Origin of the sequence: Bacteroides mediterraneensis, assembly GCF_025993685.1 — a bacterium.
Classification (GTDB): domain Bacteria; phylum Bacteroidota; class Bacteroidia; order Bacteroidales; family Bacteroidaceae; genus Phocaeicola; species Phocaeicola mediterraneensis_A.
Genome location: NZ_DAJPEN010000001.1, coordinates 1,432,417 through 1,458,299, shown reverse-complemented (window position 1 = coordinate 1,458,299; position 25,883 = coordinate 1,432,417). Strand labels below are relative to the sequence as shown.

Below are 25,883 nucleotides of genomic sequence, written 5' to 3'. Positions count from 1 at the left end.
ATGAAAAAAACACTCTTTACCCTACTGATGCTGCTCGCTACCTGCGGTGCAGCCGTTCACGCCCGGACCACCGAACCCGAAGGACCGAAACCGGCTCCCCGCCAGATGAAATGGCACGAGGCCGAACTGGGCGTGGTATTCCACTACGACCTGCACGTGTTCGACGGACAGGTGTACGGACAAGGCAACAACCGTATCAACCCGATTGAAGACTACAACATCTTCCATCCCGACCACCTCGACACCGACCAGTGGATTCTGTCGGCCAAGGCGGCCGGCGCCAAGTTTGCCATCCTGACCGCCACCCACGAGACGGGTTTCGGACTGTGGCAGAGCGATGTGAACCCCTACTGCCTGAAGGCCGTGAAATGGCGCGACGGAAAAGGCGACATCGTGCGCGACTTCGTGAACTCCTGCCGCAAGTACGGCCTGCAGCCGGGCATCTACATCGGCATCCGCTGGAACTCCCTGCTGGGCATCCACAACTTCAAGGCGGAGGGCGAAGGCGAATTTGCCCGCAACCGCCAGGCATGGTACAAGCGACTGTGCGAAAAGATGGTGAAGGAACTCTGCACCCGCTACGGCGACCTCTTCATGATTTGGTTCGACGGGGGTGCCGACGACCCGAAAGGCTTGGGTCCCGACGTGGAACCCATCGTGAACGAATACCAGCCCGACTGCCTGTTCTATCATAACGTGAACCGGGCCGACCTGCGCTGGGGAGGTTCGGAAAGCGGTACCGTAGGCTATCCCTGCTGGTCGAGCTTCCCCTACCCGTACAGCCACAGCAACGCCACCGACGGCGTGACCGACCACAACAAGCTGCTGGCCCACGGCGACCCCGACGGCAAGTACTGGGTGCCTGCCATGGCCGACACACCGCTGCGCGGCTACAACGGGCGCCACGAATGGTTCTGGGAACCGGGCGATGACGACAAGGCAGTCTATCCGCTGGAAAACCTGATGGAGATGTACGAGAAATCGGTGGGCCGCAACGCCACGCTGATGGTGGGACTCACTCCCAACCCCGACGGTCTGATTCCGGAGGGCGACGTACGCCGTCTGAAAGAATGGGGCGCGGAAATCAACCGACGCTTCGGCCAGCCGCTGGCAGCGACTTCGGCCACCGGAAAGAAGCGGTTGTCGCTCTCGCTCGACAAGGCTCAGCCCGTGAACTACTACCTGATTCAGGAAGACCTGAACGGCGGCGAACGCATCCGGGCCTACCGGGTGGAAGCGAAGGTGAACGGCAAGTGGACCACCGTGGCCAAAGGCTCTTCCGTGGGACACAAGCGCATCGAATCCTTCCCTGCCGTCGAAGCCCAGTCCTTCCGGCTGGTAGTAGAAGAATGTACCGCGGAACCTCTCATCCGTAATTTTAGTGTGTATCACGTAACTGACTAATCTAAAAGCCTATATCATGAACAGAAATCTACTCGCACTCCTGGGACTGGCTCCCATTCTCTCCCCGCTGAATGGCGTCGCCAACGACCGTCCCGACCCGCGCCCGAATATCATCTTCTTCCTGGTGGACGACATGGGATGGCAGGACACTTCCCTGCCTTTCTGGACACAGAAGACCATGTACAACGAGCGTTACGAAACTCCCAACATGGAACGTCTGGCCCGCCAGGGAATGATGTTCACCCAGGCCTACGCCTCCAGCATCAGCTCGCCCACACGCTGCAGCCTGATGACCGGAGCCAACGCCGCCCGTCACCGGGTGACCAACTGGACCTTGCAGAAGGACAAGACCACTGACGCCAAGAGCGACGTGCTGCAACTGCCCGACTGGAACTACAACGGCATCGCACAGGTGGAGGGCACGAACCACACCTTCGTGGCCAAGTCGTTCGTGCAGTTCCTCAAAGACAGCGGCTACCACACCATCCACTGCGGAAAGGCACACTGGGGGGCCATCGACACCCCGGGAGAGAATCCCTGCCACTTCGGCTTCGAGACGAACATCGCCGGACATGCGGCGGGGGGACTGGCCACGTACCTGAGCGAACTGAGCTACGGACACGACGACAAGGGAAACCCCACCTCGCTCATGTCGGTACCGGGACTGGAGCACTACTGGAAGACGGGCACGTTCATTACCGAGGCCCTGACGCAGGAAGCCCTGAAGGCCCTCGACAAGGCCAAGGCCTACAACCAGCCGTTCTACCTCTACATGTCGCACTATGCCATCCACATCCCGATTGACAAGGACGTGCGCTTCTTCGACAAGTACAAGAAGAAAGGCATGTCGGACAAGGAAGCGGCTTATGCGTCCCTCATCGAAGGCATGGACAAGAGCCTGGGCGACATCATGGACTGGCTGGAAAAGAACGGCGAGGCGGACAACACCATCATCCTGTTCTGCGGCGACAACGGCGGATATGCCACCGGCAAGGAATGGAGAGACGAACCGCTCTACACGCAGAATGCACCCCTCACCTGCGGAAAAGGCTCGGCCTACGAGGGCGGTATCCGCGAACCGATGATTGTGAGCTGGCCGGGCGTGACGAAACCCGATACCCGCTGCGACAAATACGTCATCATCGAGGACTACTATCCCACCATCCTCGAGATGGCCGGCATCACCGACTGGAAAGTGCCGCAGACCGTGGACGGCGTGAGCTTCGTGCCCCTGCTCAAGCAGACCGGCGACCCCTCGGAAGGCAGAAGCCTCTACTGGAACTGTCCGAACCTGTGGGGTGAACAAGGCCCGGGCATCGGCGCCACCTGCACCGTGCGTCAGGGAAAATGGAAACTGATTTACTTCTACGAAACGGGAAAGAAGGAACTCTATGACATCCCGGCTGACATCAGCGAACAGCACAACCTGGCCCAGCAGTATCCGGAGGTAGTGAAAGCCCTCTCGGCCAACCTCGGGGAGTTCCTCCGCAGCTCGGGTGCCCAGCGTCCGTCATTCAAGAAGACGGGCAAGCCCTGTCCTTGGCCGGACGAAATCTGACCTTGAAAAGATTCCTCTTGAAACAGCCTCTCTGGAAGTTGAAGAAATCCGATGAAAATCCATTGAGGCGTAATGAAATACCATAAACAGCAAACTCTTCCTGTCAACCTTATACTGTTGATAAGAAGAGTTTGCTGTTTTATAAAATCTATACTTTACCGGATGCTTACCCAAAGGCCGCTTTTTGCGCCAATCCCTACCTGCCATAGGGAAATTCCCCTCCACGAATAGGAAAAATCATTCGTTTGTATGCTTTTTTTCGGATACCTTTGTCACATAAGGAAAACCAAAAACACCAAGAGTTATGAAAACAAAGGCACGAAAATTCATGTATATAGCGATGCTGCTCACGCTGACACTCGCCTTCCCGTCTTGCGACGTGGAACTGGAGCTGGGAAACCACTCTCTTGAATACCGCGAACGCACGGCCTACCTCTGCAGCTCCGACTGGCAGGACGACTGGTACGACGACTACGGATACCACCGCTTCCAAGTGCTGCGCTTCTATCCCGACGGCACGGGCGAAGACTACCTCCGCATACAGGATGCCTACGGACGGTGGGACGAATACCGCTACACCTTCGTGTGGGACTGGTACGACGCGTTCTACACCAGCATCCGGCTCAACTACGGCGGGGGCGATTTCTCCTATATGGATAACATCCGCCTCGGCGACGGACGCCTGGAATGTCAGCTCGACGGCAGCTGGGTGAGCTTCTATAATTATTAAAAAGAGATGAAAAGAAAAAAAACACGACAAGAGATGAACAAAGTGACAACCAGATTGTTATATAAATAAATCACCAAGCGATTTCATGTTTTCTTTTTAAGATAATTAATTTTTTAGTTTATTCGTTCAAAAAAAAACGTATCCTGCCGAAAGGCAGCGATACGTTTTTTTATGCAGTGCAAGAGCGCCGCACCGGGGGTCAGGCCATTGTCCCGCCCACGATATCCAGCAGTTCATTCGTGATGGCCTGCTGGCGGCTCTTGTTGTAAATCAAGGTCAGTTCCTGTATCAAGTCATTTGCATTATCCGTGGCAATCTGCATGGCCATCGTACGGGCAGCATGTTCCGAAGCCGTAGAGTCGAGCAGCACGGTGTAAATCTTCAGGCGGAGCACCTTCGGCAGGAGTTCCTGCATCACCTGTTCCGGCGAGGGTTCGATGATGTAGTCGGCCTGCATTTCGTCGGCAGCCTCTTCCGCGTCGTCCGTCTTCGCCGCATTCAGTTCCAGCGGGAGATACGTCTCGCGGGTCAGTACCTGCGAAGAGGTCGACTTGAAGTGGTTGTACAGCAGCTCCACCTGCTGGATTTCACCGGCGGCAAACCGCTGCATCAGGTCGGCGGCCAGGTCGGCAGCCTCCTTGTAGTTCGGTTTCCCGCTCATGTGCTGGTAATCCCCGGCCGATACCACGCCATCCATCTTCTTCACCGCGTCGGCCACCTTGCGGCCCACCGGGTAAATCACGATGTTCTCGCGGCCCACCTTCCGGGCATATTCCTCCACCACCTCGTGCAGGTGACGGATTACGTTCACGTTGAATCCGCCGCACAAGCTGCTGTTGGATGCAAATACGACAACGGCCACTTTCTTCACTTCACGCTTCACTGCAAAAGGCGACTCCACGGTCAGCCCCGCACTCAGGAAATGTTCGAGCATGCGGTGCAGCCGGCGCTCGTAAGGAAGCATGTTTTCAATGGCCTCCTGCGCCTTGTGCAGTTTCGACGAGGCCACCATCTTCATCGCCGAAGTAATCTTCAGCGTGCCGTTGATTGAGTTGATTCTTCCTTTAACTTCTTTCAGTGATGCCATGAGGATTATGCTTTAAATTGTCTGGCAGTTTCTGCCGCTACTTTTTCGATAATGGCTGTGACGTCGTCGTTAATCTTTCCGGCTGCCAGCACGTCGAGCACGTCGGCCTGGTGGTTCGCACGCAGGGTGGTGAGGAAGGCATCCTGGAACGCACGTACCTTGGCGATAGGGATGTCGCGCATCAGGCTGTGCGTACCACAGTACAGGATAGCCACCTGTTCGCCCACCGGCATCGGTGAGTACTGCGGCTGAATCAGCAGCTGGTTGTTCTTACGTCCGCGGTCGATGGCCATGGCCGTTACAGGGTCCATGTCGCTGCTGAACTTGGAGAAGGCTTCCAGTTCACGATACTGAGCCTGGTCGATTTTCAGCGTACCGGCCACTTTCTTCATACTCTTGATTTGTGCGCTACCACCCACACGCGAAACGGAGATACCCACGTTGATGGCCGGACGGAAACCCTGGTTGAACAGGTCGGTTTCCAGGAAGATCTGACCGTCGGTAATGGAAATCACGTTGGTCGGGATGTAGGCAGACACGTCGCCGGCCTGCGTCTCGATAATCGGGAGGGCAGTCAGTGAACCGCCGGCCTTCACCTTGCCTTTCAGGCTGGCAGGCAGGTCGTTCATCTGCTCGGCCACTTCCTGCTGGCTGATAATCTTGGCCGCACGTTCCAACAGACGAGAGTGCAGATAGAAGATATCACCCGGATAAGCCTCACGTCCGGACGGACGACGCAGAATCAAAGACACCTCACGGTAAGCCACGGCCTGTTTCGACAGGTCATCGTAGACCACGAGGGCATGACGGCCGGTATCACGGAAGTACTCACCGATGGCGGCACCCGCAAACGGAGCGAAATACTGCATGGCAGCCGGGTCGGAAGCCGTGGCAGCCACCACGATGGTATAGTCCATGGCGCCCTTTTCACGCAGGGCGTTCACGATGCTGGCCACGGTAGAACCTTTCTGACCGATGGCCACATAGATACAGTACACCGGATTTCCGGCTTCAAAGTTCGCACGTTGGTTGATGATGGTATCGATGGCGATGGCGGTCTTACCCGTCTGACGGTCGCCGATAATCAGCTCACGCTGTCCGCGGCCGATAGGAATCATCGCGTCGATGGCCTTCAGACCCGTCTGCAACGGTTCGGTTACCGGCTGACGGAAGATAACACCCGGCGCCTTGCGCTCCAGCGGCATTTCGCAGAGCTCGCCGCCAATCTCACCGCGTCCGTCCAAAGGCACGCCCAGAGGGTCGATGACACGTCCCAGCATGGATTCGCCCACGTTGATGGAAGCGATATGCTTGGTACGCTTTACAATCATCCCCTCCTTGATCTGGTCGGTCGGACCCAGGAGCACGGCTCCCACGTTGTCCTCCTCCAGATTCATCACCGTTCCCATGATACCGTTTTCAAACTGCAGCAACTCGTTGGCTTCCGCATTACGCAGACCGTAAATACGTGCCACACCATCGCTCACCTGAAGTACGGTACCTACTTCGTCGAATTTCAGCGAGTTGTCAATCCCCTTCAACTGTTGGAGCAACACCTCTGAAACTTCGCTGGGTTTTATTGTATTTTCTGGCATAGTTCTTTTTAATTAATAATTAATAATGAACAATTAAAAATGAATAGCGAACAATTGAAACCGTTTTTCATTATTCATTTTTCATTATTCATTGTTTACACTATTCTTCTGTTCTTCGCGATAAACTGCTGTTTCACGCGCTTCAGCTGGTTGGCCACACTGGCATCCAGCCGATAGCCCGCCAGTTCGATGACATACCCTCCAATCAGGTTCTTGTCCACCTTTTCTTCGAGAATCACCTTTCCGTGCGTACGTTCCGCAGCCAGTTTCTGCAAGTGTTCCACCAGTTTAGGCGAGCTTGCAGCGGTCGTCAGCTTACCGATGAGAATGTTTTTGTCCTCCTGATAAAGGTCGATGTACGACCACGTCATGAACTGCAAGAACTTTTCCCGTCTCTCCTCCAGCACCAGATTGAAAAAGCGAGCCAGCACCTTGCTCACCGTCTTTCCACCCGACGCCTCGCAGAGCAGCTCCACTTTCTTGCTTTTCTCCAGCACAGGATTCTCAATGGCGTGGCGCAGGCCGGGCACCTCCACAAAGTGTGCGGCCAGTGTTCTCACCTCCTCATACACCTTGTCTTCCTGTCCCTCTTCCTTCGCATACGCCAGCAGCGCCTTCGCGAAACGCCTCGAAACGACTCCTGTATTCATAACTCATTTATTTTTTAGAAGATTCAATCATTTCATCCAGCAGACGGTCAATCAGCGCGGCCTGTTCCTTCTCGTCGGCCAGTTTGCTGCGCATGATTTTTTCCGCAATGCCCACCGACAGCACAGCTACCTGGCGGCGGATGTCACGGATGGCACTTTCCTTTTCCGTTTCAATCTGCTTCTTCATCTCCTCCATCAGGCGGTTGCCTTCGGCGAAGGCCTTGTCCTGAGCGTCCTTGATGATACGGTCGCGTGTAGCCGCTGCCTCACTCAATATGCGGCTCTGCTCCTCGTGAGCCTGTGTCAGGATTTTCTCTCCTTCCACCTTCACGTTCGCCAGCTGTTCGTTGGCTTCGCGAGCTGCCTTGAGCGAGTTGTCAATGTATGCTTTCCGGTCCTCCACCGTCTTGATGATTACCGGAAAGCCGTATTTCGCCAAAATGAAGAACACGACTCCGAAGGTGATAATCATCCAGAACAGCAGCCCCGGGTCCGGAGTTAATAATCCCATAATTTACTGTTTTATTTATTACAAGAACAATGTCAACAAACAAACCACGATAGCGATCAGGGCCACACCTTCTACCAGGGCGGCAGCGATGATCATGTTCATACGCAAGTCGCCTGAAGCTTCCGGCTGACGGGCCATTGCCTCCATTGCCGAGCCACCAATCTTACCGATACCGATACCGGCACCCAAAACTGCAATACCTGCACCGATAGCGGCGCCCAATTTACTAATACCTACACCTGCAGCTGCCTGCAATAAAACTGACAATAACATAATTTTCTTGTTTTAAAAGGTTATACTTTAATTTTCTTTGAATCGATTATTTCTTGGCATGCTCTTTCACCTGCGACAAGCCGATAAACACAGCCGACAGCATTGTGAACACGTATGCCTGGATGAATGCCACCAGAAGTTCCAGCGCATCCATGAAGATGCCGAATGCCACAGCCACCACCGTCATCGAACCGTTGATTACCGGTCCCGATTTCACCGTGATGAAGATAATGGCAATCAGACTCAGCACTGCCGCATGTCCCGCCATGATGTTGGCAAACAAACGGATCATCAGTGCGAACGGCTTGGTAAAGATACCGAAGAATTCAATCAACGGCATCATAGGTACCGGCGCCTTCAGCCACGTGGGCACATCGGGCCAGAAGATTTCCTTCCAGTAAGCCTTCGTACCGTACACGTTGGTCAGCACGAACGTACACAAGGCCAGCACCATCGTAATGGCGATGTTACCCGTCACGTTGGCTCCACCGGGGAAAATCGGAATCAGCCCCATCAGGTTGTTGGCCAGCACGAAGAAGAAAGCGGTGAGCAGATAAGGTGCGTAGCGGCGGTAGTTCTCGCCCACACAGCCCTTTATCACGTCGTTGTAAATCGACATCACCGTGGCTTCAATCATGCCGACACCCCCTTTGGGCGCCCCGTCTTCCAGCGGATGTTTCTTGTACCAGCGCACGCAGCTCAGCATAATCACCAGCAGCACCGCACTGTTGATAAACAAGCCCAGCACATTTTTCGTAATGGAGATGTCCAGCGGGCGCACCTCCTCGCCGGCCGCGTTCCGTTCCACGATTTTGCCGTCGTAGCTGCCGCCCTTGGCCACGTAGAGCCCCTCGTAAGGGCCTTCCTCCAGCCGGGCAGACGAGAACACGTGCCAGCCTGTACTGCTTTTCACGATGACGGGCAGCGGGATGCGCACCTCCGTATCGCCGAAGGTCGCGATGTGCCACTCGTAGGCATCGCCGATGTGTCCGAACACCAGTTCATTCACGTCCACGTCGCCCTCAGCGGCCTGCGCCTTCACCGTAGCGGCCGGAACCACCATCAGCAGTAACAGCGTAATCACTATGTACCGTATTTTTTTCATCATTTGTTTTTTGTCTTAATTTCAGTTTCGCTTCAAAAAGAAGGAAAAAACGGGTTTCGAATATCAGAAACGCAAAGTAAAAGAAGATGAAGGTCACCATGAAGGCCACCACTTCATGTTCAATCACAAATCCGTAGAATATCAGCACCAGTGCGCTCAGGATGAATTTCAGCGCCTTGCACACCAGGTAAGTCATTGCAATCTTCTGCATGCCCTGGCGGTAATTGAACGCGAACATTTCTATGTAAAACAGACCGAAAAGATAAAAGAACACCGGAATGGCAGGAAACCACAGGAAATACCTGTCGGGAATGAACAAATGGTACACCGCAGCGACAAGCACTGTCAGTATGATTCCTATCACGGTCAGTTCTTTCACAAATTTTCTCTTTACGGTCAACAAAAACATAGTATCGTGCGGTTTTTCATTCGGAAAGCCGCCAAAAACATATTCGGTTCAACGCCCGCCCCACTCTTCTCAGAGTTCGGCACAGACTGAAATCTGATTGTTTTTGACTTCCACGAACCCGCCTTTGATTTGCAGCGAGTGCGTTTCCTTTCCGGCCACGTATTTCACTTCCCCTGCCGCGAGCGTGGAAATCAGCGGGGCATGGTCGGCCATGACCTGAAACTTTCCACCGCCTCCCGGAAAGGTCACCAGGCTTACTTTTCCTTCGTAAACCAGGCGTTCGGGTGAAACGATAACCAGATGAAGTTCTTTCATAATTCTACTATTCGTTATCAGCCGCCGGCCTTTTCGGCCTTTAGCCTTTAACTTTTAACTTTTAATTATTAACTCTTTGCAGCTTCCAGCAACTTCTTACCCTTCTCGATGGCATCCTCAATGGTACCCACGTTCAGGAAGGCCTGTTCCGGCAGATAGTCCACCTCGCCGTCCAGAATCATCTTGAAGCCCTTGATGGTGTCTTCGATGGAAACCATCACGCCCGGCACACCGGTAAACTGTTCAGCCACGGCAAACGGCTGCGACAGGAATCGCTGTACACGGCGGGCACGGTTCACTGTCAGGCGGTCTTCGTCCGAAAGTTCATCCATACCCAGGATGGAGATGATATCCTGAAGTTCCTTGTTACGCTGCAGAATCTGTTTCACGCGCTGAGCGGTCTCGTAGTGTTCCTTGCCCACAATCAGCGGGTCGAGGATACGCGACGTAGAGTCCAGCGGGTCCACAGCCGGATAGATACCCAGCTCGGTAATCTTACGGCTCAACACCGTAGTGGCGTCAAGGTGCGTAAAGGTTGTGGCCGGAGCAGGGTCGGTCAAGTCATCGGCAGGCACATACACCGCCTGAACGGAAGTGATAGACCCGTTCTTCGTAGAAGTGATTCGTTCCTGCATCTGACCCATTTCCGTAGCCAGTGTCGGCTGGTAACCTACTGCAGACGGCATACGTCCCAGCAAGGCGGAAACCTCGGAACCGGCCTGCGTGAAACGGAAGATGTTGTCGATAAAGAACAGGATATCGCGCGGACCGTTTTCGCCTGTCTGACGGTCACGGAAAGACTCTGCCAGCGTCAGACCGGAAAGTGCCACTGACTGACGGGCACCGGGAGGTTCGTTCATCTGACCGAACACCATGGCCACCTGCGATTTTTCCACTTCGTTGTAATCCACCTTCGAAAGGTCCCAGTTGCCTTCTTCCATACTCTTAAGGAAGTCGTCACCGTAGCGGATTACGCCAGATTCAATCATTTCTCTCAGCAGGTCGTTACCTTCACGGGTACGCTCACCCACCCCTGCAAACACGGAGAAACCATTGTGTTTCTTGGCAATGTTGTTGATTAACTCTTTGATGAGCACGGTTTTTCCGACGCCCGCCCCACCAAACAGACCGATTTTACCACCTTTCAGATAAGGTTCCAGCAAATCAATCACCTTGATACCGGTAAACAATACTTCCTGGGTGGTAGCCAGGTCTTCGAATTTCGGAGGTTCACGGTGAATGGGGAATCCGTCTTTCTTGTCCAGACTCTTCATTCCGTCAATGGTGTCACCCACCACGTTCATCACACGGCCCTTGATCTGGTTACCGATAGGCATCGTGATCGGATGACCCGTAGGAACGACTTCCATTCCGCGCTTCAATCCGTCCGTGCTGTCCATGGCCACGCAACGTACCGTGTCTTCACCGATGTGCTGCTGTACTTCAATCACCAGCGTACGACCGTCGCTACGGGCGATCGTCATGGCATCGTGGATTTTCGGCAAGGCGTGTTCCACGTCTTGTCCTTCTTCGAACTTGAAGTACACATCGACCACCGGACCGATTACCTGCGAAATGTGTCCAACGATTTTTGACATAAGCTATTATTTTAATTAAAAATGAATCTTCTTGGTCTCTCTTCTTCCAAACGTCCCGGGTGTTTGTCAAAAGTTTGACCATTTATGTAACGCAAATTTACAGAATAAACTCACATAGGTGTAACTCCATGTAACATATTTTATACTGATTCCCCCAATAATAGACATAAATCAAGGGATATCGGACAGAGCGTTTTACACTCGTTCACACAGATACTGTACATTAAACACTTATTCACATGGAATCTGCGTGTGTGCGGTCACATGGAGCGGGGTTTGGACAGAAGAACAAAAGGACAGGAAGAATTCCCCGCTCTTCCCCCAAAAATATTTTCTATTCCTCGCTAGAGCTTATTCGTCCGGCTTCTACCCGTTGGAAAGTAAAACTACCGTCCTCCTCCACGTCTTCCTTTTGGAAGGAAAACAGATAAGAGACCTTTATCTCATCGCCCGTGTACGAAAGAATAACAACTCGGATACTTCTACCCCGAACGTCTGACAGATTGATGCTTCCCTGAGTAAGTGTCCAAGTGAATGACTCATTCAAGAAGGTAGCTGTACCATCTGCTTTCAACAAAAGTACCTGACGGAGATAGTCATTCCGTCCCGAGTCGCCAGTAGAGTCCTTCCAGTCATTCGCCGTCACCTTCCATGTGCCGATGATATCCTCACGCGATACCTCCACACCCGTAGGGTCTTCGGTGCTACAACTTGCCATTCCGGCCACAAACAACAAAAAGCTTAGATAAAGCCATACATTCTTTAGTTTTTTCATGTGTCAGTTATACTTAATTTATAAATGCCTACATATGAATCCTACATACAATACTTTGTCATCCTTCTGAGGGGCATTAAAATAAATGCGACCTTGCTGATTTGCATTTCCAAAATTATCAGTATACATTTTAAGATGGGGCTCACAATACATTTCTATGTGCCCATTATTTTTATCTTTAAAAATACACTTGAATTTTTTTTCTTTTTTGCCCTCAAAAGAAGCACCATCAATCTTATATTTTTTTGAGAACACAGGAAGATACTGAATTAAATCACCTTTAAATTCCTTATAGTCAGAAATAAAAAAATCATTTAATACACTTAAATAGGCCACAATACGCTGACTATGTGTTGATAAGATTTCTTTTAAATATTTATCTTTATTATGCTCATGAATACGCAGTTCTGTAAAATATTTTTGAGCTTCTTCTAAAAAATATGCTGTATCTCCCGGATATTTACCCAGATAATATCGACGGAATAGGAGCCATCCCCCTACCGTAGAAATAACTTGGTGACTTTTAGGCAAATCATCTTGTTCATTTAAAACCAATATCCCATTACATTGGGTCTCATCCTCTAATTCAAGATATTCTACTAATTCATTTTTAGACAAAGTACATTTTTTACATATTTTAAAAAGGGACAAAAACAAATTCATACTATCCCTCCCTAATCGCCTTTCTTCAGTATTTAATACATCAGCAATCGTTACCTTGTTCGAAAGTATAACAGTGTTTGTAAATTGATTATTGTTAAAATAAAACTCATTGTCTCTATACAATTTAGCTCTATTCACCATCAGCTTAAATTCTAACAATTTTCGTTCTACTTCACAATCAGAATCTTGACCGTTATACACAAACGACTGATCGCATATATAAAGATGAGCAATCATTTGAATAAACCCAGTTTTAGAATATTACTTAAATCAATTTCCTGTTGATCAAAAAAGCCACTTGGCCACTCAGAGATTTGACCTTGTTCATCCATCACTAACGGAAATACAGTATAATCTTTATCAAAAAAATAAAGACTCACATCTTTATGAGTTATAGGAGAATCTTTCTTTAAAGAACACAATCGTACACTATTTATAATATGTTCACTATGTGTTTCAATAAAGATTTGTACATGTTTATTTCTTGTTATTTGACAAATTAATTCCATTAAACGCGACTGTGCCCTAGGGTGTAAATGAGCCTCAGGATTCTCGATAAACAGACAACCCCGGTCAATAGTCAATGCCATAATTACAATAGGCAAAATATAACTGTATCCAAAGCCGCAATTTATTGATTTAAGGCCTTTATCTTTTCCAATCTGAAATAACAAATTCAATACAGCACTTTGCTTATTTTCTCCTCCTGTTATTTCTAAGGTTCCTCCATCCATTATATAACTAACCCATCGGCTCACCTCATCCAGCAAATTACTTTTTTTAATCAGCATATTCAGCCGATGTTCACCATTACATCCAACTGGGTTAGAAGCATTTATTTCTTCTTTTTCTTCATAACGAGTCGGGCCCAATCGATCGGCAGAAATATAATTGTAATCCATAAATAGACTTTGGAAATCTTTTGGATAAATATATAAATGATTTTCCTGTTTTACATTCGTATTATCTGAAAGGGATGTGGCTTGTTGAAAATAATTCTGACCGTTTATTTTTAGTTCTACAATCTTACCAACTCGATCTGACATCTCTTTGTATCCTAATTCTACTAAAGAGTATTCGGCTTCTGTTGTCTTTAATTTAAAATAAATATTATCACCTAAACGGTTCCTATTTACCAAATCTTCAAACAAATCAAGTCGTACAAAATCACCATTAACTTCCAGTTTTTCTATATTTCCATTCTTTTGAAGACTTTGTGACAACAATAAAAGCACCTGAAAAACAGAAGATTTTCCTCTTCCATTATACCCAGTAAATAGATTCAAAGCACTTAAATCGAAATCTGTAGAAGAAGAAAAACATTTGAAATTGTCAATTGTTAACGAAGAAATCATAATCAATCTTATTTAGGATGTGATTTTAACCACTCAACAGAAGTGTTAGGAAGCCATCCTGCCATATGAGAAAGACGAGTTCTAGAAATAAATAATAAATCAGGCGCATCTAGTTTCGCCTTCAACAATTCATATATTTCATCTTTGTCCTTATCACAATAAAGGAACCAACAATTCGAAATAAACTGGTTCGTTTCTCCTAGTTCTTTCAACTGTTTCAATAAGGCTTCCTCTTTAGCAAGTTCCTTTATATCATATGTAATACAATACAGCATAAACTAATTTTGGGTACAAATATACTTATTCTTTTTAAAGTTTGAAAATTCTATTAAGCATTCTTCAGCACTCAAACCAGTAATATCATCACTTCTTCACCCGGATGGAATCCACCTTCCGCCGCACGGCCAGCACGTTCAGCACCGACACCACCAGGAAAAGCACGCCCGCCGTCAGCAAGGCCGGCCACAGACTGCCCTCTTCCAGGTCGGGCACCATCCGGCCCAGCATGTCCAGATACCCGCCGCGGGCCACACATACTATCAGCACACCGATTACCGCCACTGCCGCGTTCAGTGCCACCGTGAGCACCTGATACGGACGCGCCACTGCCGCCGGACTGAACCCGATGAGCAGCAGGTTCTCCAGTTTCTTCGTGTTCTTCTGCAACAACAGATAGATGCTCAGCATCAGCAGGTAGAACGACAGCACACTGATAATCAGGCCCACCGTCAGTACGATGCCCGTCACCATCTTCAGGAACCACGTGGTCTTGCCCGCATCCAGCTTGTCGCCTTCCGTGTCATACCCCTTGTCCTTGAAATACTTCGCGATGCGGTCGTCTGCCGGGTTGTCCACCTCCACAATCAGACGTGAAGGCGCGTTGTCCCTCCCGTCGCCGAAGGCCGTGTTGGCCCAGTCCATGAACGCCTGCGGCACCAGAATCGTGTTCAGCCGGTTCGAGAAGCCCACGATGCGCCCCTTCATGCGTTCCGTACGTCCCTGCCCGCTCAGGCGGATGTCGAGCGTCATCATGCCCATCACCCCCTCCGACAGCTGCGGCAGGTTGCGGCTCTGCGCGAAACCGAAGTTGTACAGGTTCAGGTAGTTGCGCGGGATGATAATCGGAATCTCGTCCTGCCCCACGCGATACGTCCACCTCTCCAGCCGCACGTCCACGAACTCATCGGGCACCGACTCGAAAAACATGGCCGTGGAGAGCTGCATGCCCGCCATGCCCATGCCCGCCGACACCTTAAACTGCGCCGGTGTAAAGGCTCCCGTACGCTTGGCAAACGGCTGTGCCTCCATGTCGGCGATGTCCCCTTTCGAGAACGTGCCGCCCTTGCTCACCAGGCTGCCCAGCGTGCTCACCTTCTTGCTCACAATCACGTAGTCCTTCTTCATGAAACTGTCGCCCTGTGTGAACACCGGCAACACGTCCTTGTAAAACTGTATGCTCAGCAGCACGATGACCATGCCACACAGGTTGGCCAGGAAGAACCCCGCCAGCTGCGCCACGCTGATGTGCTGTCTCAATAATTTCCAGATCATCTCTTTATGCGTTTAAAAACCTTACAAACTCAGCACCCTGTCATACTCCAGCGGCAGGTGCTTGCCGATGGATGTCACAATCACGCCGGCCCCCTGGCGCGCCGCCTCTTCCTTCAGTATACGGGCCATGATTTGCCCGTTGCCGTCGTCCAGGTGACTCACCGGCTCGTCGAGGAAGAAGAAATCGGCCGGCTGGCACAGACCCCTCACGAAGGCCACACGCTGCTGCTGTCCGTACGACATCTTGCCCACCTTCACATCCCATTTGTCGGCGATGCCCAGCTGTTCGAACCAGTCCTTCACCTGCTGTTTGCGGCAGAAGCCCGTCAGCCCGTTCTTGAGCTGCACATTCTCCCACGCCGTCAGCTCCCCGAACAGCCGCAGCTCCTGAAACAACATGCTCAGCGAGCGCCTGCGGATATCGGTCCACTGCTTCACCGTGAGCTTCCGCACGTTCACCCCATCAAAAGTGATAATCCCCTGATAGTCCGTGCGATACCCATAAATAAAACTGCAAAGCGACGACTTACCTGTGCCCGACGCCGCTTCAATCAAGTACATCTTTCCCTTTTGGAAAACCACCTGCCGGTGCCACACGTCCGACACGATTCCGTCGCGTCCGGCAAATACCTCCGGCAGGGTTTGCTGTAATTCTATAGTGTCCATTTCCTTACAATGAATAATGAATAATTAATAATTAATAATGAACAATGAAAAACGGAGTCAATGAATAATGAAAAAACGGAATAATCCACATTTCCTATTAATCACCCGCTATCCGCTATTCATTATTAATTATTCATTATTAATTATCAACGCTTCCACCGCCTCTTCCGTCAGCCCGGTAGCCTGCGCAATCTGGACAGTACTCAACCCCAGTGACTTCAAGTTGCGTGCAATAGCAGTCTTTTCCTTGAGTTGTCCTTCCGCTATTCCTTTCGCACGGCCTTCCGCTATTCCCTTCGCACGGCCTTCCGCTATTCCCTTCGCATGGCCTTCCGCTATTCCTTTCGCACGGCCTTCCGCTATTCCCTTCGCACGGCCTTCCGCTATTCCCTTCGCATGGCCTTCGGCACGGCCTTCCTCCAGTCCCTTTTTCCATCCGGCCTCGCGGGCATCCTCCTCTACAATCCGGCTCACCCGGTAGCGGTCGAGTGCCTTGTCGTAGGCGATGCGGTCTTCCAGCGAGAGGTTGGCCACGGCAGCCAGTTCCTCCAGACGGTGGAACACTTGCTCCTTCAACGCGTCTGGCATTCGGTTCCAATGTTGCATATTCTTCAATGTATAAATCAGTTTGTCATAAAGTGTCTCACAATCCTTGAGCTCCTTGTGGAAATACGGGAACTGCAAGAAAATCTGCCGGAAATGCGGATTCACCACCTTCCCGCTTTCACGGTCGGCAATCACTGTGTCCGTACGAAACTTTTCTTCCAGTCCCGGCTCGCGGAAGTTCATCAGGAAGATACCGTACACGGTCGAGAGTTTGTACCTGGACCCATAGTTTTCCTGAGGCTCACTCAACAGGAAATCGTCCTCTTCCGTCTCCGCCTTTCCGGTCTGCAGCTCACGTTCCTTTCTCCGCTTCTCGCGCAGGTTCTCCACCTGCCGCCCGATAGCCCGGCACATGTAAAACAACGTCCGGTCCAGGAAATTGCTGTGGAAACGGTTCTGCATCTCCACGATGATGTATTCACCCGTCTCAGTCAGGCAGTACAGGTCGTAGATAATCCCCGCATCCGCCATGCTGTCCGAGTGGTTTTCCTTGTCCAGAAAAATCAGGTTCGCAATACGGTGCTCACCAGCCAGCAGCTCGTTCAACAACGTGATAAGCAGCTCCTTGCTGGCTGGCTGCCCGAAGATAATCTTGAATCCGATGTCGGTAAACGGATTCACAAAGTGGCCGCAAGTTAAATCCATGTCGTACAGTTCCTTTCAATGAATAATTAATAATGAACAATGAAAAACGGAGTCAATGAATAATGAATAATGAATAATGAACAATGAAAAAACGGAATAATCCACATTTCCTATTAATCACCCGCTATCCGCTATTCGCTATTCATTATTAATTATTCATTATTAATTATTAATTATTAATTATTTCCACCAGCTGCTTCAGCACATTGTCTTTTTTGTTCTTCATCTGCAGCACCATACGGACCTTGGTTGTTCCTTCCGACTCGATGGTCAGGTAGTCCAGCATGCCCACGTAGGGAAGCTGCGGCAATGCGGTCGCAATGGCCTGGAAGTTCACGTTCATATAGAACAGCTTACCCTTCACGTCCTTGGCCCAGCTGCAATCCTCCAGCGTCTGTCCCTTCACCTCGCTGCCGATCAGGCTCTCGCGGTTGGTCAGGTAGAAACGCTTGTCCTTCACGCCCAGCCAGATGGATGCCGGTCCGCGTCCCATGCCCAGTGCCGAGCCGTCCACAGCCACAAACTGATACGCATCCTTGCCCTTGTCCAGCAGACGCATCTGTCCGTTGGTCATCGCCAGCATCGGTTTCAGGTCCTCAAACGTACGCATGAACTCACTGTTCTTCACGTCGGCATACAGGATGAATCCCGGTGAGAACGACATCTCCGGCATGGCCAGCGCCACGTCACCGTCCACCGCCTTGAAAATCGCTTCAAAGTCGAGCGGCATCATCGAGTTGTCCAGCTCCTGACGCACCGTCGGGTTCTCGCGCAGCAGCTCGTACGCCTTTGCCCCGTCCACATGCGCGCTCAGCCAGCCCACCGTATTGGCAGGGAAGGTCTCCAGATACGCCCCCTTGATCGGGCCCGTCACCTCCTCCTGCTTCTTCAGCAAGTCCTTGTACACCTTGTTTTCGGTCATCATTTCCACCTCCAGCACCGCCTTTCCGTCCTGGAAATCCAGCGTGGAGAACGTCTTCAGGTCCTGCAGCTTCAGGTCGGCCGGCAGTCCCATGGTCGCCATGGACAGATACTGCTTCGGCATGATGTTCAACGAAGCCACCACGGCGATGTCCTCGTCGGCCTCCTTCAGCTTCTCAAAGTCGGGAGTGCCCGAATAGCCCTCTCCGTCCTTCTGCCGGAGCCACATCGAAGCCTGGTGCTGCAAGTCCTTCGGATTCCCGTTGGCCGCCAGCATCAGAAACGCATGCTCCGTCCATGCCATCAGCGCATCGCCTCCCACCGTCCAGCGGCAGCCGTCGCCGTCGGCCGGAGCCTCACACTGACCCTGCTCCTGCAACAGCCCCATCAGCTTCTCCAGCTTGTCCTTGTCGGCCATACGCACCAGCAGGCCGCCCATTTCCGACTGAGGCATCGCAAAGAAATACACCCGGTCGGTCAGCCGCAGTCCGCTTTCCTCCGGGTTCTCCATAATCTTGTCTACCAAGGCATCCGCCTTTCCCTTGAACGACGATTTCATCACCGCGGCCATCGACTGCTGCGTCTGCTTGTCGAGCGCACACTTCTCCGCCATTTCCTTCACATCCAGCGAAACCACCGTGGCCGCATCCTTCGGCAGCGCATTGGTGTACGGATTTTTTTCGCCACACGAAGCCAGCATCAAGGTCATACCCAGTGCCAGACCTCCCATCCATTTCCACGTCTTTTTCATACTCACTTATTTTTAAAGTTACACAATAATAGATAGTTCCTGTTTTTCATTCGCTGTGCGCCAGGTTCATCAGGTGCACGGCCACCAGCGCCGCCGTTTCCGTGCGCAGGCGCGACTTGCCCAGGCTCACCGCCTGAAAGCCCTTTTCCGCCGCCAGTGCCACTTCCTCCGGACTGAAGTCCCCCTCCGGACCAATCAGCACCACGGCATCCTCGTCGGACCGCAGCACGTCGCGCAGCAAAGGTTTTTCCCCTTCATAGCAATGGGCAATGAATTTCTGCCCCGTAAATTCCCGCTCCATGAAACGGCGGAAATCCGTCATCCCGTTCACCACCGGCTTGCGTGCCTTGAGCGACTGTTTCACCGCCGAGACCACGATTTTCTCCACGCGGTCGGTCTTGATGACCTTCCGTTCCGAGAAGCGGCAGTTCAGGAAAGTCAGCTCGTCGAAGCCGATTTCCGTGGCCTTCTCCGCCAGCCATTCCATGCGGTCCATGTTCTTCGTAGGCGCCAGTGCCAGGTGCAGATGCCCCTTCCAGAAAGGCTCCTGCCCCGTCTTTTCCAGCACCTTCACCACACACCGCTTCTGGGTGGCCGCCGCAATCGCCGCCCGGTAAAAGCAGCCCTTCCCGTCGGTCAGCGTCACTTCGTCGCCCACCCCGAGGCGCAACACCCGCAGGCAGTGGCCGGCTTCCTCTTCCGGCAACTCCTGCGTCTGTTCAATATCCGGTGTATAAAATACGTGCATATCGTTCTTGAATTTAGTCCGTTAATTCCCTTCCGCCTCCTGCTTCCGGGCGTCCTGCACCCGTTTCACCAGTCCGGCATACTCATAGTTCTCCGTGCGGATGGCCTCTTCCATCTCCTTCTCGAGCATCCTGTCGGTCATCATCTCCAGCAGCAACAGTTCCGCTCCCACATCCTTTCTGGAGATGCCCTTGTATTCAAACCCTTGCAGCAACTTCCTGTTCACGTAGAACGGAATTCCGGCCAGCATCGAAACCAGCAAGCCGTCCTCCAGCTGCAGTTCCATGTCGAACGGCGTGCCGTCTGCCTTCCGCATGTACAGCTTGGTCTGCAGCACACAATCCTTTTCGTCCCACACCACCACCTTTTCCTGCGTCAGGCCCAGCTGGCGGAAGGTCTGGATCATCCGGTAGGCCAGCGAGTCCTCCGTCTGTTCCGGGTCCTCACCGGCCAGCTGCAACAGCACGGCAGTGTCGGTTCTCACCATCGCCAGGATTTCCCGTGTGCCGCCTTTCTCCACCAGCATCACGGGACGGTTGTCGAGAGTGAACAGCAGATGTTCCATTTTTTCCTCCTGGCTCACAAAGTCTTCAAAAGACCCGTCCTCCAAAATCTTGTCCGGCTCAATGGCCTTCACCTCCTTGAGCTCCATTTCTATCAATTCCTCTTTCATACCATCTTAAAGTTAACGTTTAACGATTTCATGCTTATACTTGAAAATCAATGCAAAAGCCACAGCCACCACCAGTGCGTAACCCGCGAACACGAACCACGCACAGCTCCAGCCTTCCACCTGCGGCGCCGTAGAGTTGAAGTCCACGAAACGGTTCACCACCGCCTGTGCGCTCAGCGTGCCCACCGTCGCCCCGATGCCGTTGGTCATCAGGATGAACAGTCCCTGCGCGCTCGAACGGATGGAAAGGTCCGTCTCCTTGTCCACGTAGAGCGAGCCCGACACGTTGAAGAAGTCGAACGCCACGCCATACACCAGCATCGACAGCACGAACATCCACACCCCGCTGCCCGGGTCGCCCAGTCCGAAGAGTCCGAAACGGAGCACCCATGCCACCATGGCGATGAGCATCACCCGCTTGATGCCGAACCGTCCCAGGAAGAACGGGATGAGCAGGATACAGCACGTCTCACTGATTTGCGAGAGCGAGATCAGCAGGTTGGCATGCTGCACGCCGAACGTGTCGGCATATTCCGGAATGGCGCTGAAGCTCGTGATGAACGGATTGGCAAACCCGTTGGTAATCTGCAGCGACACGCCCAGCAGCATCGAGAAGATGAAGAACGTGGCCATCTTGCGGTCCTTGAACAGCAGGAACGCCTTCAGTCCCAGCGCCTCCACCAGCGACTTCTTCTCCCCCTTGCGGCGGCTCACCGGACACTCCGGCAGCGTCTGTGCATACACCGCCAGCACCACGCCCCACAGCGCACACGTGAAGAACTGCATGTAGTTCGACTGGAAGCCCAGCAGGTCGACCAGCCACATCGAGCAGATAAAGCCGATGGTGCCGAACGTACGGATGGGCGGAAACGCCTTGATGGTGTCCAGTCCCGCCTTGTCGAGCGCCGTATACGCCACCGAGTTCGACAGGGCCAGCGTAGGCATATAGAACGCCACACTCATGGAATAAAAGGCGAACAGCGCCGGAAACTCCACCTGCGACCCCGTGGTCATGGCATAATAGCCGGCCCCCGCCATGAACAGCGCCGCCAGCAGATGGCTCAGCCCCAGCAGGCGCTGCGCCGGAATCCAGCGGTCGGCAATGATGCCCAGCACCGCCGGCATGAACAGGGACACAATGCCCTGCATCGCATAAAAGATGCCGATATGTCCTCCCAGTCCTACCCCGGCGAGGTACGTTCCCATTGAAGTGAGATACGCTCCCCACACGGCAAACTGCAGGAAGTTCATGACAATCAGTCTCATTTTCATATTCATATACTCATCGATTAAAGGTTATTTCATCATCGTCGCCAGTGAGGCCAGCATCGTTGCCAGTGAGGCAAACGAAGTCGCGTTCGAAACCACGGTAGCGAAGTTGAACTTCTTCGTCTTGTTCGGCACCACGATTTCACATCCCGGCTCAATCTGTTTTCTGCCGCTGCCTTTCACCTCCGCCACCTGTCCGTTCATGTAAATGATGAACTTCTGGTTCTTCTTGGCGTTGGCCGAATAGCCCCCGGCCTGGCTCAGGTAATACTTCACGCCCTTGCCCTGTGCATACGACACCGTGTTGGGCATCATCACCGCTCCGTTCACCTTCACCGTATTGTTGTATTCCGGCACCATCAGCACGTCGCCCTCGCGCAGCACCACGTCGGCGTCGCCCCCCGGATGAGCCAGTGCCTCCTCCAGGTCGATGCCCACCGTGAACGTGCTGTCCACCTTCAGGCCCAGCGCGTTGGCCAGGTTCTCGCCGATTTCCCGGCGCACCATCCGCACCACGTCCTCCATGCGTCGCAGCTCCTCCTCGTTGGCCACCCGGCGCAACTTCGCCCCGCGCACATACGCATGGCGTGTCACCCCTCCGGCCCGCTGCACCAGACTGCTCAGGCGTTCACTCTTCGTGTTCAGCGCATAGTCGCCGCCGTAGAGCACCTCGCCCTCCACCGTCACGTTCAGCTGCTCCGCATAGCTCGGACTGCGGCGCACGTACACCTGGTCGTAAGGCTGCAGCTCGAAGCCCGGCTGCCCGTCCACCACGAAACCGTCCTTCAGGCCGAACGAGAAATTCTGCCCTATCCTTTCCGGTTCCTCCGTGCTCTTCGGGTCGCGGATACGGCGTGCCACATCCACCCGCACCAGCGAAGCCGACTCCTTCAGTCCCCCCGCCGTAATCACCAGGTCCTCCAGGGTCAGATGGTCCGCATACGGGTAACTTCCCGGCCGGTTCACCTCGCCGCTGATGCTCACCCGTCCCAGATCCTGCAAGTCGTGGATGCTCGGAATATACAAAATGTCATTCTTCTGCAAGGCAATGTCGGGCGACGTCCCGTTCAGGATGCCCTCGATGTCGACCGGCAGCACCTCCCGCGTCAGGTTTTCCCGCTCGCGATACAGCACCGCGCGCCCCGTGAAAGCCTCGCCCAGCAGTCCGTCGGCCTTCTCCACCAGCTGCCGCACCGTGTTGAGCGAACCGCTCAGCTCGTACAGCCCCGGGTGATACACCGCCCCTTTCACCTCCAGACGGTTGTCGAAACGGTTCAGGATGGAATCCACCGTCACCACATCGCCGTCTGACAATATAAACGTCGAAAGATTCGTATCGTCTACCGTCTTTACCGAAAAATTTTTTCCGTTTTTCCGTAACACGCTGACACTCTTCCGGTAAGCATCCGAAGAAAATCCTCCGGCATATTTCAACAAGGTAGCCGCCGACTCGCCGTGCTTCATCTCGTACCACATCGGCCGCTTCACCTTACCCTTGATTTTCACCAGTTCCTCGAAGGTAGGCACCATCACCACGTCGCCGTCCTGCAAGCGGATGTCGTCGCGAATCTGCCCCTTCAAAATATAGTCGTACACGTCGAGCCGTGCCACCGTCCGTCCGCCGCGGGCCACCTGCACATTGCGCAGGCTGCCGATGTCGCTCACCCCTCCGGCCACGTACAAGGCATAAAACACCGTGGAGAGCGACGACAGCGCATACGTGCCCGGCGCCACCACCTCGCCCATCACGTTCACCTGGATGGTGCGGATGTTGCCCAGCGTCACCTGAATCTGGTTGCCCGCGTCGGCATAAATCCGGCCCAGCTCCTGCTTCAGCACCCGCCGCGCCTCCTGGATGGTCATCCCCGCCAGGTACACCGGTCCCACGTTGGCGATGTTCACGTAGCCGTCGGGCGAGATTTCCAGCCGCATCGTGTTCTGGCTGGCCCCCCACACGTCCACAATCAGTTCGTCGCCCGGTCCCAGCGAATAGTTCTCCGGCGTGGCCATGCTCAGGTTCGGCTGGAAAGTCAGCTTCTCCTGGTTGAAGATGTTCCGTCCGAATACCTCGTCCTCGCCCGTGGGAGCCGCCTTCAGCGATTTCCGCCGTTCCATACTCTGCTTCATGCCGTCGGTCCACAGGCTGGCACCCGCCTCGCCGGTCTTTCCCTGTGCCGCCGCCGGAGCCGTCTTCCGTGTCCGGCTGCCTGTATCCGTGGCCGGAGCAGCTTCTTCCGTGGCACCCGACGCCGAGTCCCCCGCCGCACCCTCGTACTGCGATTTCAACCGCAGCAGCTGATCCTGCGTGGCACCCTTGGCCAACAGTTCCATGGCGATGGTCTGCTGGTCTTTTCCCGCCTGAAGCGCCTGCTGTACATATTCTATCACTTGGCTGTCCGTCATTCCGCTCTGGGCATAGGCATGGGCCGTCCCCAGCAGAAAGAAGCACAGCGCCAGTCTAGCGAAGTGTTTCTTCATTCCGTCTATTTTTTAGTTTTATCGACAAAGATACAGTTTTCCCCCTAACCACCAAACCTCAGCCCCTCTCTAATTTGCAAAAAAAACGCGGTTCAAAGGGGCTAAATCGGCCTTCGCGCGGGAGAAAGTATAAATAGTGTTAATACCACGCAGATTCTTGTGCAATTTATATGTTTCATAACATAAAACCCTTACCTTTGCACTGTGTTTTTCATGGTATTAGATTTAAGGTTAATGAAGATTGGGAGTCTGGGAAGATTCCCTTTTTTTATGCCCGCTTTTCAGACAGAAGAACAAAATAATGAATAATGAAAAATGAATAATGAATAACGGGAGGGGGATGCACGCGCACAAAAAAACTTATGTTCTTTTGTTCTTATGTCTAAAAAAATTACTCACGTTTTTTTATCACCCGGTTGAACCACACATTCAGCAGCGTCCAGAGCGCGATATCCGCCAGCAGCACCAGCGTGTTGTCCAGGTAGCGGATGGCCACCATCGTAAACACGAAGAAGCATGCCGACATCAGCTGGATGGTCACCATGGCCCCGCGGGGAGAGAAACCCATCGCCAGAAACTTATGATGGATGTGCGTCTTGTCCGGCAGGAACAGCGGCTGCCTGTTGCGCGCACGCCGCAGCACCACCCGCACCACGTCCAGACACGGCACCAGCAGCACACTGAACGACACCAGCAGCGGGTTGTCCTTCAGCGCCGGCAGCATCACCGGGTCGTACATGCAATAGCGCACCACGAAGAAACTCAGGATGAAGCCCAGCGTCAGGCTCCCCGTGTCGCCCATGAAAATCTTGCGCCCCATCTCCGCCCGTCCGAACACATTGTACGAGAAGAAAGGAATAATCACCCCCACCGTCACGAAAGCCAGCATGGCATATATCCACTGGTTCAGCTCCACGAAGAGCACCCCGAACACCAGCAGCGCTACCATGCTCAGCCCCGACGCCAGTCCGTCGATGCCGTCAATCAGGTTCACCGCGTTTGTGATGAACACCGTGAGCAGCATCGTCAGCGGAACGCCCACCGCCGCCGGAATCATGCCCAGACCGAAAAGCCCGTAGAAGTCGTTGATGTACAAGCCCGACAGCGGAATCATCGCCGCCGACAGAATCTGAATCACGAACTTCCGCCGGTAGCGCACCCCCACCAGGTCGTCGCCGATGCCCACGATATACAGCAGCGTGAGGCCGCCCACCAGGAACATGAACTCGCAGGCCACCCGCTCCACGTGCATCTCGTCCGGACCGTTGCCCGTCACCACCCGCAGCGCCGTGAACACACACATCGCGAACAGGATGACCGGGAAGAACGTCACTCCCCCCAGCCGCGGCACCGGCCTTTTGTGCACCTTGCGCGCGTCGGGCACGTCGAACAAGCGTTTCCGCATTGAGATAATCAAGATATTCGGGATAATCATCCGCCCCATGGCCACCGCCGATACAAAAGCAAGAAGTACGATATACAGATTCTCCATAAAGAACTAGAAGTGAATATTTTTGCAAAGATACACCATAAAATTGAATTTGCAAC

The 25,883-nt window shown here is 52.9% G+C and carries 25 protein-coding genes; 3 read left to right on the top strand and 22 right to left on the bottom strand.

The features are described 5' to 3' along the window. The 3 genes from OIM59_RS05895 (at nt 1) to OIM59_RS05885 (ending at nt 3,692) form a co-directional block, all read left to right on the top strand. On the top strand, nt 1–1,404 hold the full coding sequence (locus tag OIM59_RS05895; protein ID WP_303895686.1) for an alpha-L-fucosidase: 1,404 nt from the start codon (nt 1–3) through the stop codon (nt 1,402–1,404). Nucleotides 1,405–1,420: 16 nt separating this feature from the next. Further along, nucleotides 1,421–2,962: a sulfatase gene (locus OIM59_RS05890; RefSeq protein ID WP_303895684.1), complete on the top strand. Its 1,542-nt coding sequence runs from the start codon at nt 1,421–1,423 to the stop codon at nt 2,960–2,962. Nucleotides 2,963–3,266: 304 nt separating this feature from the next. Next, nucleotides 3,267–3,692 (top strand): hypothetical protein, encoded by a 426-nt coding sequence (locus OIM59_RS05885; protein WP_303895682.1) that lies wholly within the window; start codon nt 3,267–3,269, stop codon nt 3,690–3,692. Between the two features lie 199 nt (nt 3,693–3,891). On the opposite strand, the gene OIM59_RS05880 is transcribed toward OIM59_RS05885, so the two are convergent. From OIM59_RS05880 to OIM59_RS05775, 22 genes are all read right to left on the bottom strand, one after another. Further along, nucleotides 3,892–4,779, bottom strand: a complete 888-nt coding sequence (locus OIM59_RS05880; protein ID WP_299168517.1) for a F0F1 ATP synthase subunit gamma — start codon at nt 4,777–4,779, stop codon at nt 3,892–3,894. 5 nt (nt 4,780–4,784) lie between these two features. After that, entirely contained in the window at nt 4,785–6,374 is a 1,590-nt protein-coding gene (gene atpA / locus OIM59_RS05875) for a F0F1 ATP synthase subunit alpha (protein ID WP_072542421.1), read from the bottom strand. Between the two features lie 95 nt (nt 6,375–6,469). Beyond that, a complete protein-coding gene (locus tag OIM59_RS05870) occupies nt 6,470–7,024 on the bottom strand; it encodes a F0F1 ATP synthase subunit delta (protein WP_299168523.1) in 555 nt (184 codons plus the stop codon). Between the two features lie 7 nt (nt 7,025–7,031). Further along, nucleotides 7,032–7,535 carry a F0F1 ATP synthase subunit B gene (atpF, locus tag OIM59_RS05865; protein WP_072542419.1) on the bottom strand — a complete coding sequence of 168 codons (504 nt, stop codon included), beginning with the start codon at nt 7,533–7,535 and terminating at the stop codon, nt 7,032–7,034. A gap of 18 nt (nt 7,536–7,553) precedes the next feature. After that, nucleotides 7,554–7,808: an ATP synthase F0 subunit C gene (atpE, locus tag OIM59_RS05860; RefSeq protein ID WP_072542418.1), complete on the bottom strand. Its 255-nt coding sequence runs from the start codon at nt 7,806–7,808 to the stop codon at nt 7,554–7,556. Nucleotides 7,809–7,854: 46 nt separating this feature from the next. Further along, nucleotides 7,855–8,913, bottom strand: a complete 1,059-nt coding sequence (gene atpB, locus OIM59_RS05855; protein WP_299168613.1) for a F0F1 ATP synthase subunit A — start codon at nt 8,911–8,913, stop codon at nt 7,855–7,857. Continuing rightward, nucleotides 8,831–9,292 (bottom strand): hypothetical protein, encoded by a 462-nt coding sequence (locus OIM59_RS05850; RefSeq protein ID WP_303895676.1) that lies wholly within the window; start codon nt 9,290–9,292, stop codon nt 8,831–8,833. The genes atpB and OIM59_RS05850 overlap by 83 nt, the downstream gene beginning before the upstream one ends. A gap of 99 nt (nt 9,293–9,391) precedes the next feature. Beyond that, complete coding sequence (locus OIM59_RS05845; RefSeq protein ID WP_299168532.1) at nt 9,392–9,637, bottom strand: F0F1 ATP synthase subunit epsilon; 246 nt, start codon at nt 9,635–9,637, stop codon at nt 9,392–9,394. Nucleotides 9,638–9,705: 68 nt separating this feature from the next. Next, complete coding sequence (gene atpD, locus OIM59_RS05840) at nt 9,706–11,235, bottom strand: F0F1 ATP synthase subunit beta (RefSeq protein WP_072542414.1); 1,530 nt, start codon at nt 11,233–11,235, stop codon at nt 9,706–9,708. Between the two features lie 334 nt (nt 11,236–11,569). Beyond that, a complete protein-coding gene (locus OIM59_RS05835; RefSeq protein ID WP_299168535.1) occupies nt 11,570–12,010 on the bottom strand; it encodes a hypothetical protein in 441 nt (146 codons plus the stop codon). An 18-nt stretch (nt 12,011–12,028) separates the two neighbouring features. After that, nucleotides 12,029–12,910 (bottom strand): hypothetical protein, encoded by an 882-nt coding sequence (locus tag OIM59_RS05830; protein WP_299168537.1) that lies wholly within the window; start codon nt 12,908–12,910, stop codon nt 12,029–12,031. Further along, a complete protein-coding gene (locus OIM59_RS05825) occupies nt 12,907–14,028 on the bottom strand; it encodes a DUF3696 domain-containing protein (protein WP_299168539.1) in 1,122 nt (373 codons plus the stop codon). Before OIM59_RS05825 ends, OIM59_RS05830 begins: the two co-directional genes overlap by 4 nt. Before the next feature lie 8 nt (nt 14,029–14,036). Continuing rightward, nucleotides 14,037–14,303: a hypothetical protein gene (locus tag OIM59_RS05820; RefSeq protein ID WP_299168540.1), complete on the bottom strand. Its 267-nt coding sequence runs from the start codon at nt 14,301–14,303 to the stop codon at nt 14,037–14,039. Between the two features lie 88 nt (nt 14,304–14,391). Next, nucleotides 14,392–15,579: an ABC transporter permease gene (locus OIM59_RS05815; RefSeq protein ID WP_299168542.1), complete on the bottom strand. Its 1,188-nt coding sequence runs from the start codon at nt 15,577–15,579 to the stop codon at nt 14,392–14,394. A 21-nt stretch (nt 15,580–15,600) separates the two neighbouring features. Then, nucleotides 15,601–16,245 carry an ATP-binding cassette domain-containing protein gene (locus OIM59_RS05810; RefSeq protein ID WP_072542410.1) on the bottom strand — a complete coding sequence of 215 codons (645 nt, stop codon included), beginning with the start codon at nt 16,243–16,245 and terminating at the stop codon, nt 15,601–15,603. Nucleotides 16,246–16,374: 129 nt separating this feature from the next. Continuing rightward, nucleotides 16,375–17,496, bottom strand: a complete 1,122-nt coding sequence (locus tag OIM59_RS05805) for a PD-(D/E)XK nuclease family transposase (protein ID WP_299168548.1) — start codon at nt 17,494–17,496, stop codon at nt 16,375–16,377. 169 nt (nt 17,497–17,665) lie between these two features. Beyond that, nucleotides 17,666–19,168, bottom strand: coding sequence for a DUF4836 family protein (locus tag OIM59_RS05800; protein WP_303895670.1), 1,503 nt, complete (start codon nt 19,166–19,168; stop codon nt 17,666–17,668). Nucleotides 19,169–19,214: 46 nt separating this feature from the next. Next, nucleotides 19,215–19,916, bottom strand: a complete 702-nt coding sequence (locus OIM59_RS05795; protein ID WP_303895669.1) for a 16S rRNA (uracil(1498)-N(3))-methyltransferase — start codon at nt 19,914–19,916, stop codon at nt 19,215–19,217. 21 nt (nt 19,917–19,937) lie between these two features. After that, nucleotides 19,938–20,588 (bottom strand): hypothetical protein, encoded by a 651-nt coding sequence (locus OIM59_RS05790; RefSeq protein ID WP_299168556.1) that lies wholly within the window; start codon nt 20,586–20,588, stop codon nt 19,938–19,940. 12 nt (nt 20,589–20,600) lie between these two features. Next, the gene (locus OIM59_RS05785) at nt 20,601–21,866 is read right to left on the bottom strand and encodes an MFS transporter (RefSeq protein ID WP_303895656.1); all 1,266 of its coding nucleotides are present in this window, start codon (nt 21,864–21,866) and stop codon (nt 20,601–20,603) included. An 18-nt stretch (nt 21,867–21,884) separates the two neighbouring features. Further along, nucleotides 21,885–24,335, bottom strand: coding sequence for an SLBB domain-containing protein (locus OIM59_RS05780; RefSeq protein ID WP_303895654.1), 2,451 nt, complete (start codon nt 24,333–24,335; stop codon nt 21,885–21,887). 391 nt (nt 24,336–24,726) lie between these two features. Continuing rightward, complete coding sequence (locus OIM59_RS05775) at nt 24,727–25,827, bottom strand: MraY family glycosyltransferase (RefSeq protein WP_299168560.1); 1,101 nt, start codon at nt 25,825–25,827, stop codon at nt 24,727–24,729. Between the last annotated feature and the right edge of the window lie 56 nt (nt 25,828–25,883).

Excerpts from the sequence above, each read along its gene's own strand:
- OIM59_RS05775 (WP_299168560.1), bottom strand. The coding sequence starts at position 25,827 with ATGGAGAATCTGTATATCGTACTTCTTGCTTTTGTATCGGCGGTGGCC.
- OIM59_RS05825 (WP_299168539.1), bottom strand. The coding sequence starts at position 14,028 with ATGATTTCTTCGTTAACAATTGACAATTTCAAATGTTTTTCTTCTTCT.
- OIM59_RS05890 (WP_303895684.1), top strand. The coding sequence starts at position 1,421 with ATGAACAGAAATCTACTCGCACTCCTGGGACTGGCTCCCATTCTCTCC.
- OIM59_RS05880 (WP_299168517.1), bottom strand. The coding sequence starts at position 4,779 with ATGGCATCACTGAAAGAAGTTAAAGGAAGAATCAACTCAATCAACGGC.
- OIM59_RS05885 (WP_303895682.1), top strand. The coding sequence starts at position 3,267 with ATGAAAACAAAGGCACGAAAATTCATGTATATAGCGATGCTGCTCACG.
- OIM59_RS05800 (WP_303895670.1), bottom strand. The coding sequence starts at position 19,168 with ATGAAAAAGACGTGGAAATGGATGGGAGGTCTGGCACTGGGTATGACC.
- OIM59_RS05810 (WP_072542410.1), bottom strand. The coding sequence starts at position 16,245 with ATGGACACTATAGAATTACAGCAAACCCTGCCGGAGGTATTTGCCGGA.
- atpA (WP_072542421.1), bottom strand. The coding sequence starts at position 6,374 with ATGCCAGAAAATACAATAAAACCCAGCGAAGTTTCAGAGGTGTTGCTC.
- atpE (WP_072542418.1), bottom strand. The coding sequence starts at position 7,808 with ATGTTATTGTCAGTTTTATTGCAGGCAGCTGCAGGTGTAGGTATTAGT.
- OIM59_RS05795 (WP_303895669.1), bottom strand. The coding sequence starts at position 19,916 with ATGCACGTATTTTATACACCGGATATTGAACAGACGCAGGAGTTGCCG.
- OIM59_RS05780 (WP_303895654.1), bottom strand. The coding sequence starts at position 24,335 with ATGAAGAAACACTTCGCTAGACTGGCGCTGTGCTTCTTTCTGCTGGGG.
- OIM59_RS05830 (WP_299168537.1), bottom strand. The coding sequence starts at position 12,910 with ATGATTGCTCATCTTTATATATGCGATCAGTCGTTTGTGTATAACGGT.
- OIM59_RS05845 (WP_299168532.1), bottom strand. The coding sequence starts at position 9,637 with ATGAAAGAACTTCATCTGGTTATCGTTTCACCCGAACGCCTGGTTTAC.
- OIM59_RS05820 (WP_299168540.1), bottom strand. The coding sequence starts at position 14,303 with ATGCTGTATTGTATTACATATGATATAAAGGAACTTGCTAAAGAGGAA.
- OIM59_RS05895 (WP_303895686.1), top strand. The coding sequence starts at position 1 with ATGAAAAAAACACTCTTTACCCTACTGATGCTGCTCGCTACCTGCGGT.
- atpD (WP_072542414.1), bottom strand. The coding sequence starts at position 11,235 with ATGTCAAAAATCGTTGGACACATTTCGCAGGTAATCGGTCCGGTGGTC.
- OIM59_RS05805 (WP_299168548.1), bottom strand. The coding sequence starts at position 17,496 with ATGGATTTAACTTGCGGCCACTTTGTGAATCCGTTTACCGACATCGGA.
- atpF (WP_072542419.1), bottom strand. The coding sequence starts at position 7,535 with ATGGGATTATTAACTCCGGACCCGGGGCTGCTGTTCTGGATGATTATC.
- OIM59_RS05785 (WP_303895656.1), bottom strand. The coding sequence starts at position 21,866 with ATGAATATGAAAATGAGACTGATTGTCATGAACTTCCTGCAGTTTGCC.
- OIM59_RS05835 (WP_299168535.1), bottom strand. The coding sequence starts at position 12,010 with ATGAAAAAACTAAAGAATGTATGGCTTTATCTAAGCTTTTTGTTGTTT.
- OIM59_RS05790 (WP_299168556.1), bottom strand. The coding sequence starts at position 20,588 with ATGAAAGAGGAATTGATAGAAATGGAGCTCAAGGAGGTGAAGGCCATT.
- atpB (WP_299168613.1), bottom strand. The coding sequence starts at position 8,913 with ATGAAAAAAATACGGTACATAGTGATTACGCTGTTACTGCTGATGGTG.
- OIM59_RS05870 (WP_299168523.1), bottom strand. The coding sequence starts at position 7,024 with ATGAATACAGGAGTCGTTTCGAGGCGTTTCGCGAAGGCGCTGCTGGCG.
- OIM59_RS05815 (WP_299168542.1), bottom strand. The coding sequence starts at position 15,579 with ATGATCTGGAAATTATTGAGACAGCACATCAGCGTGGCGCAGCTGGCG.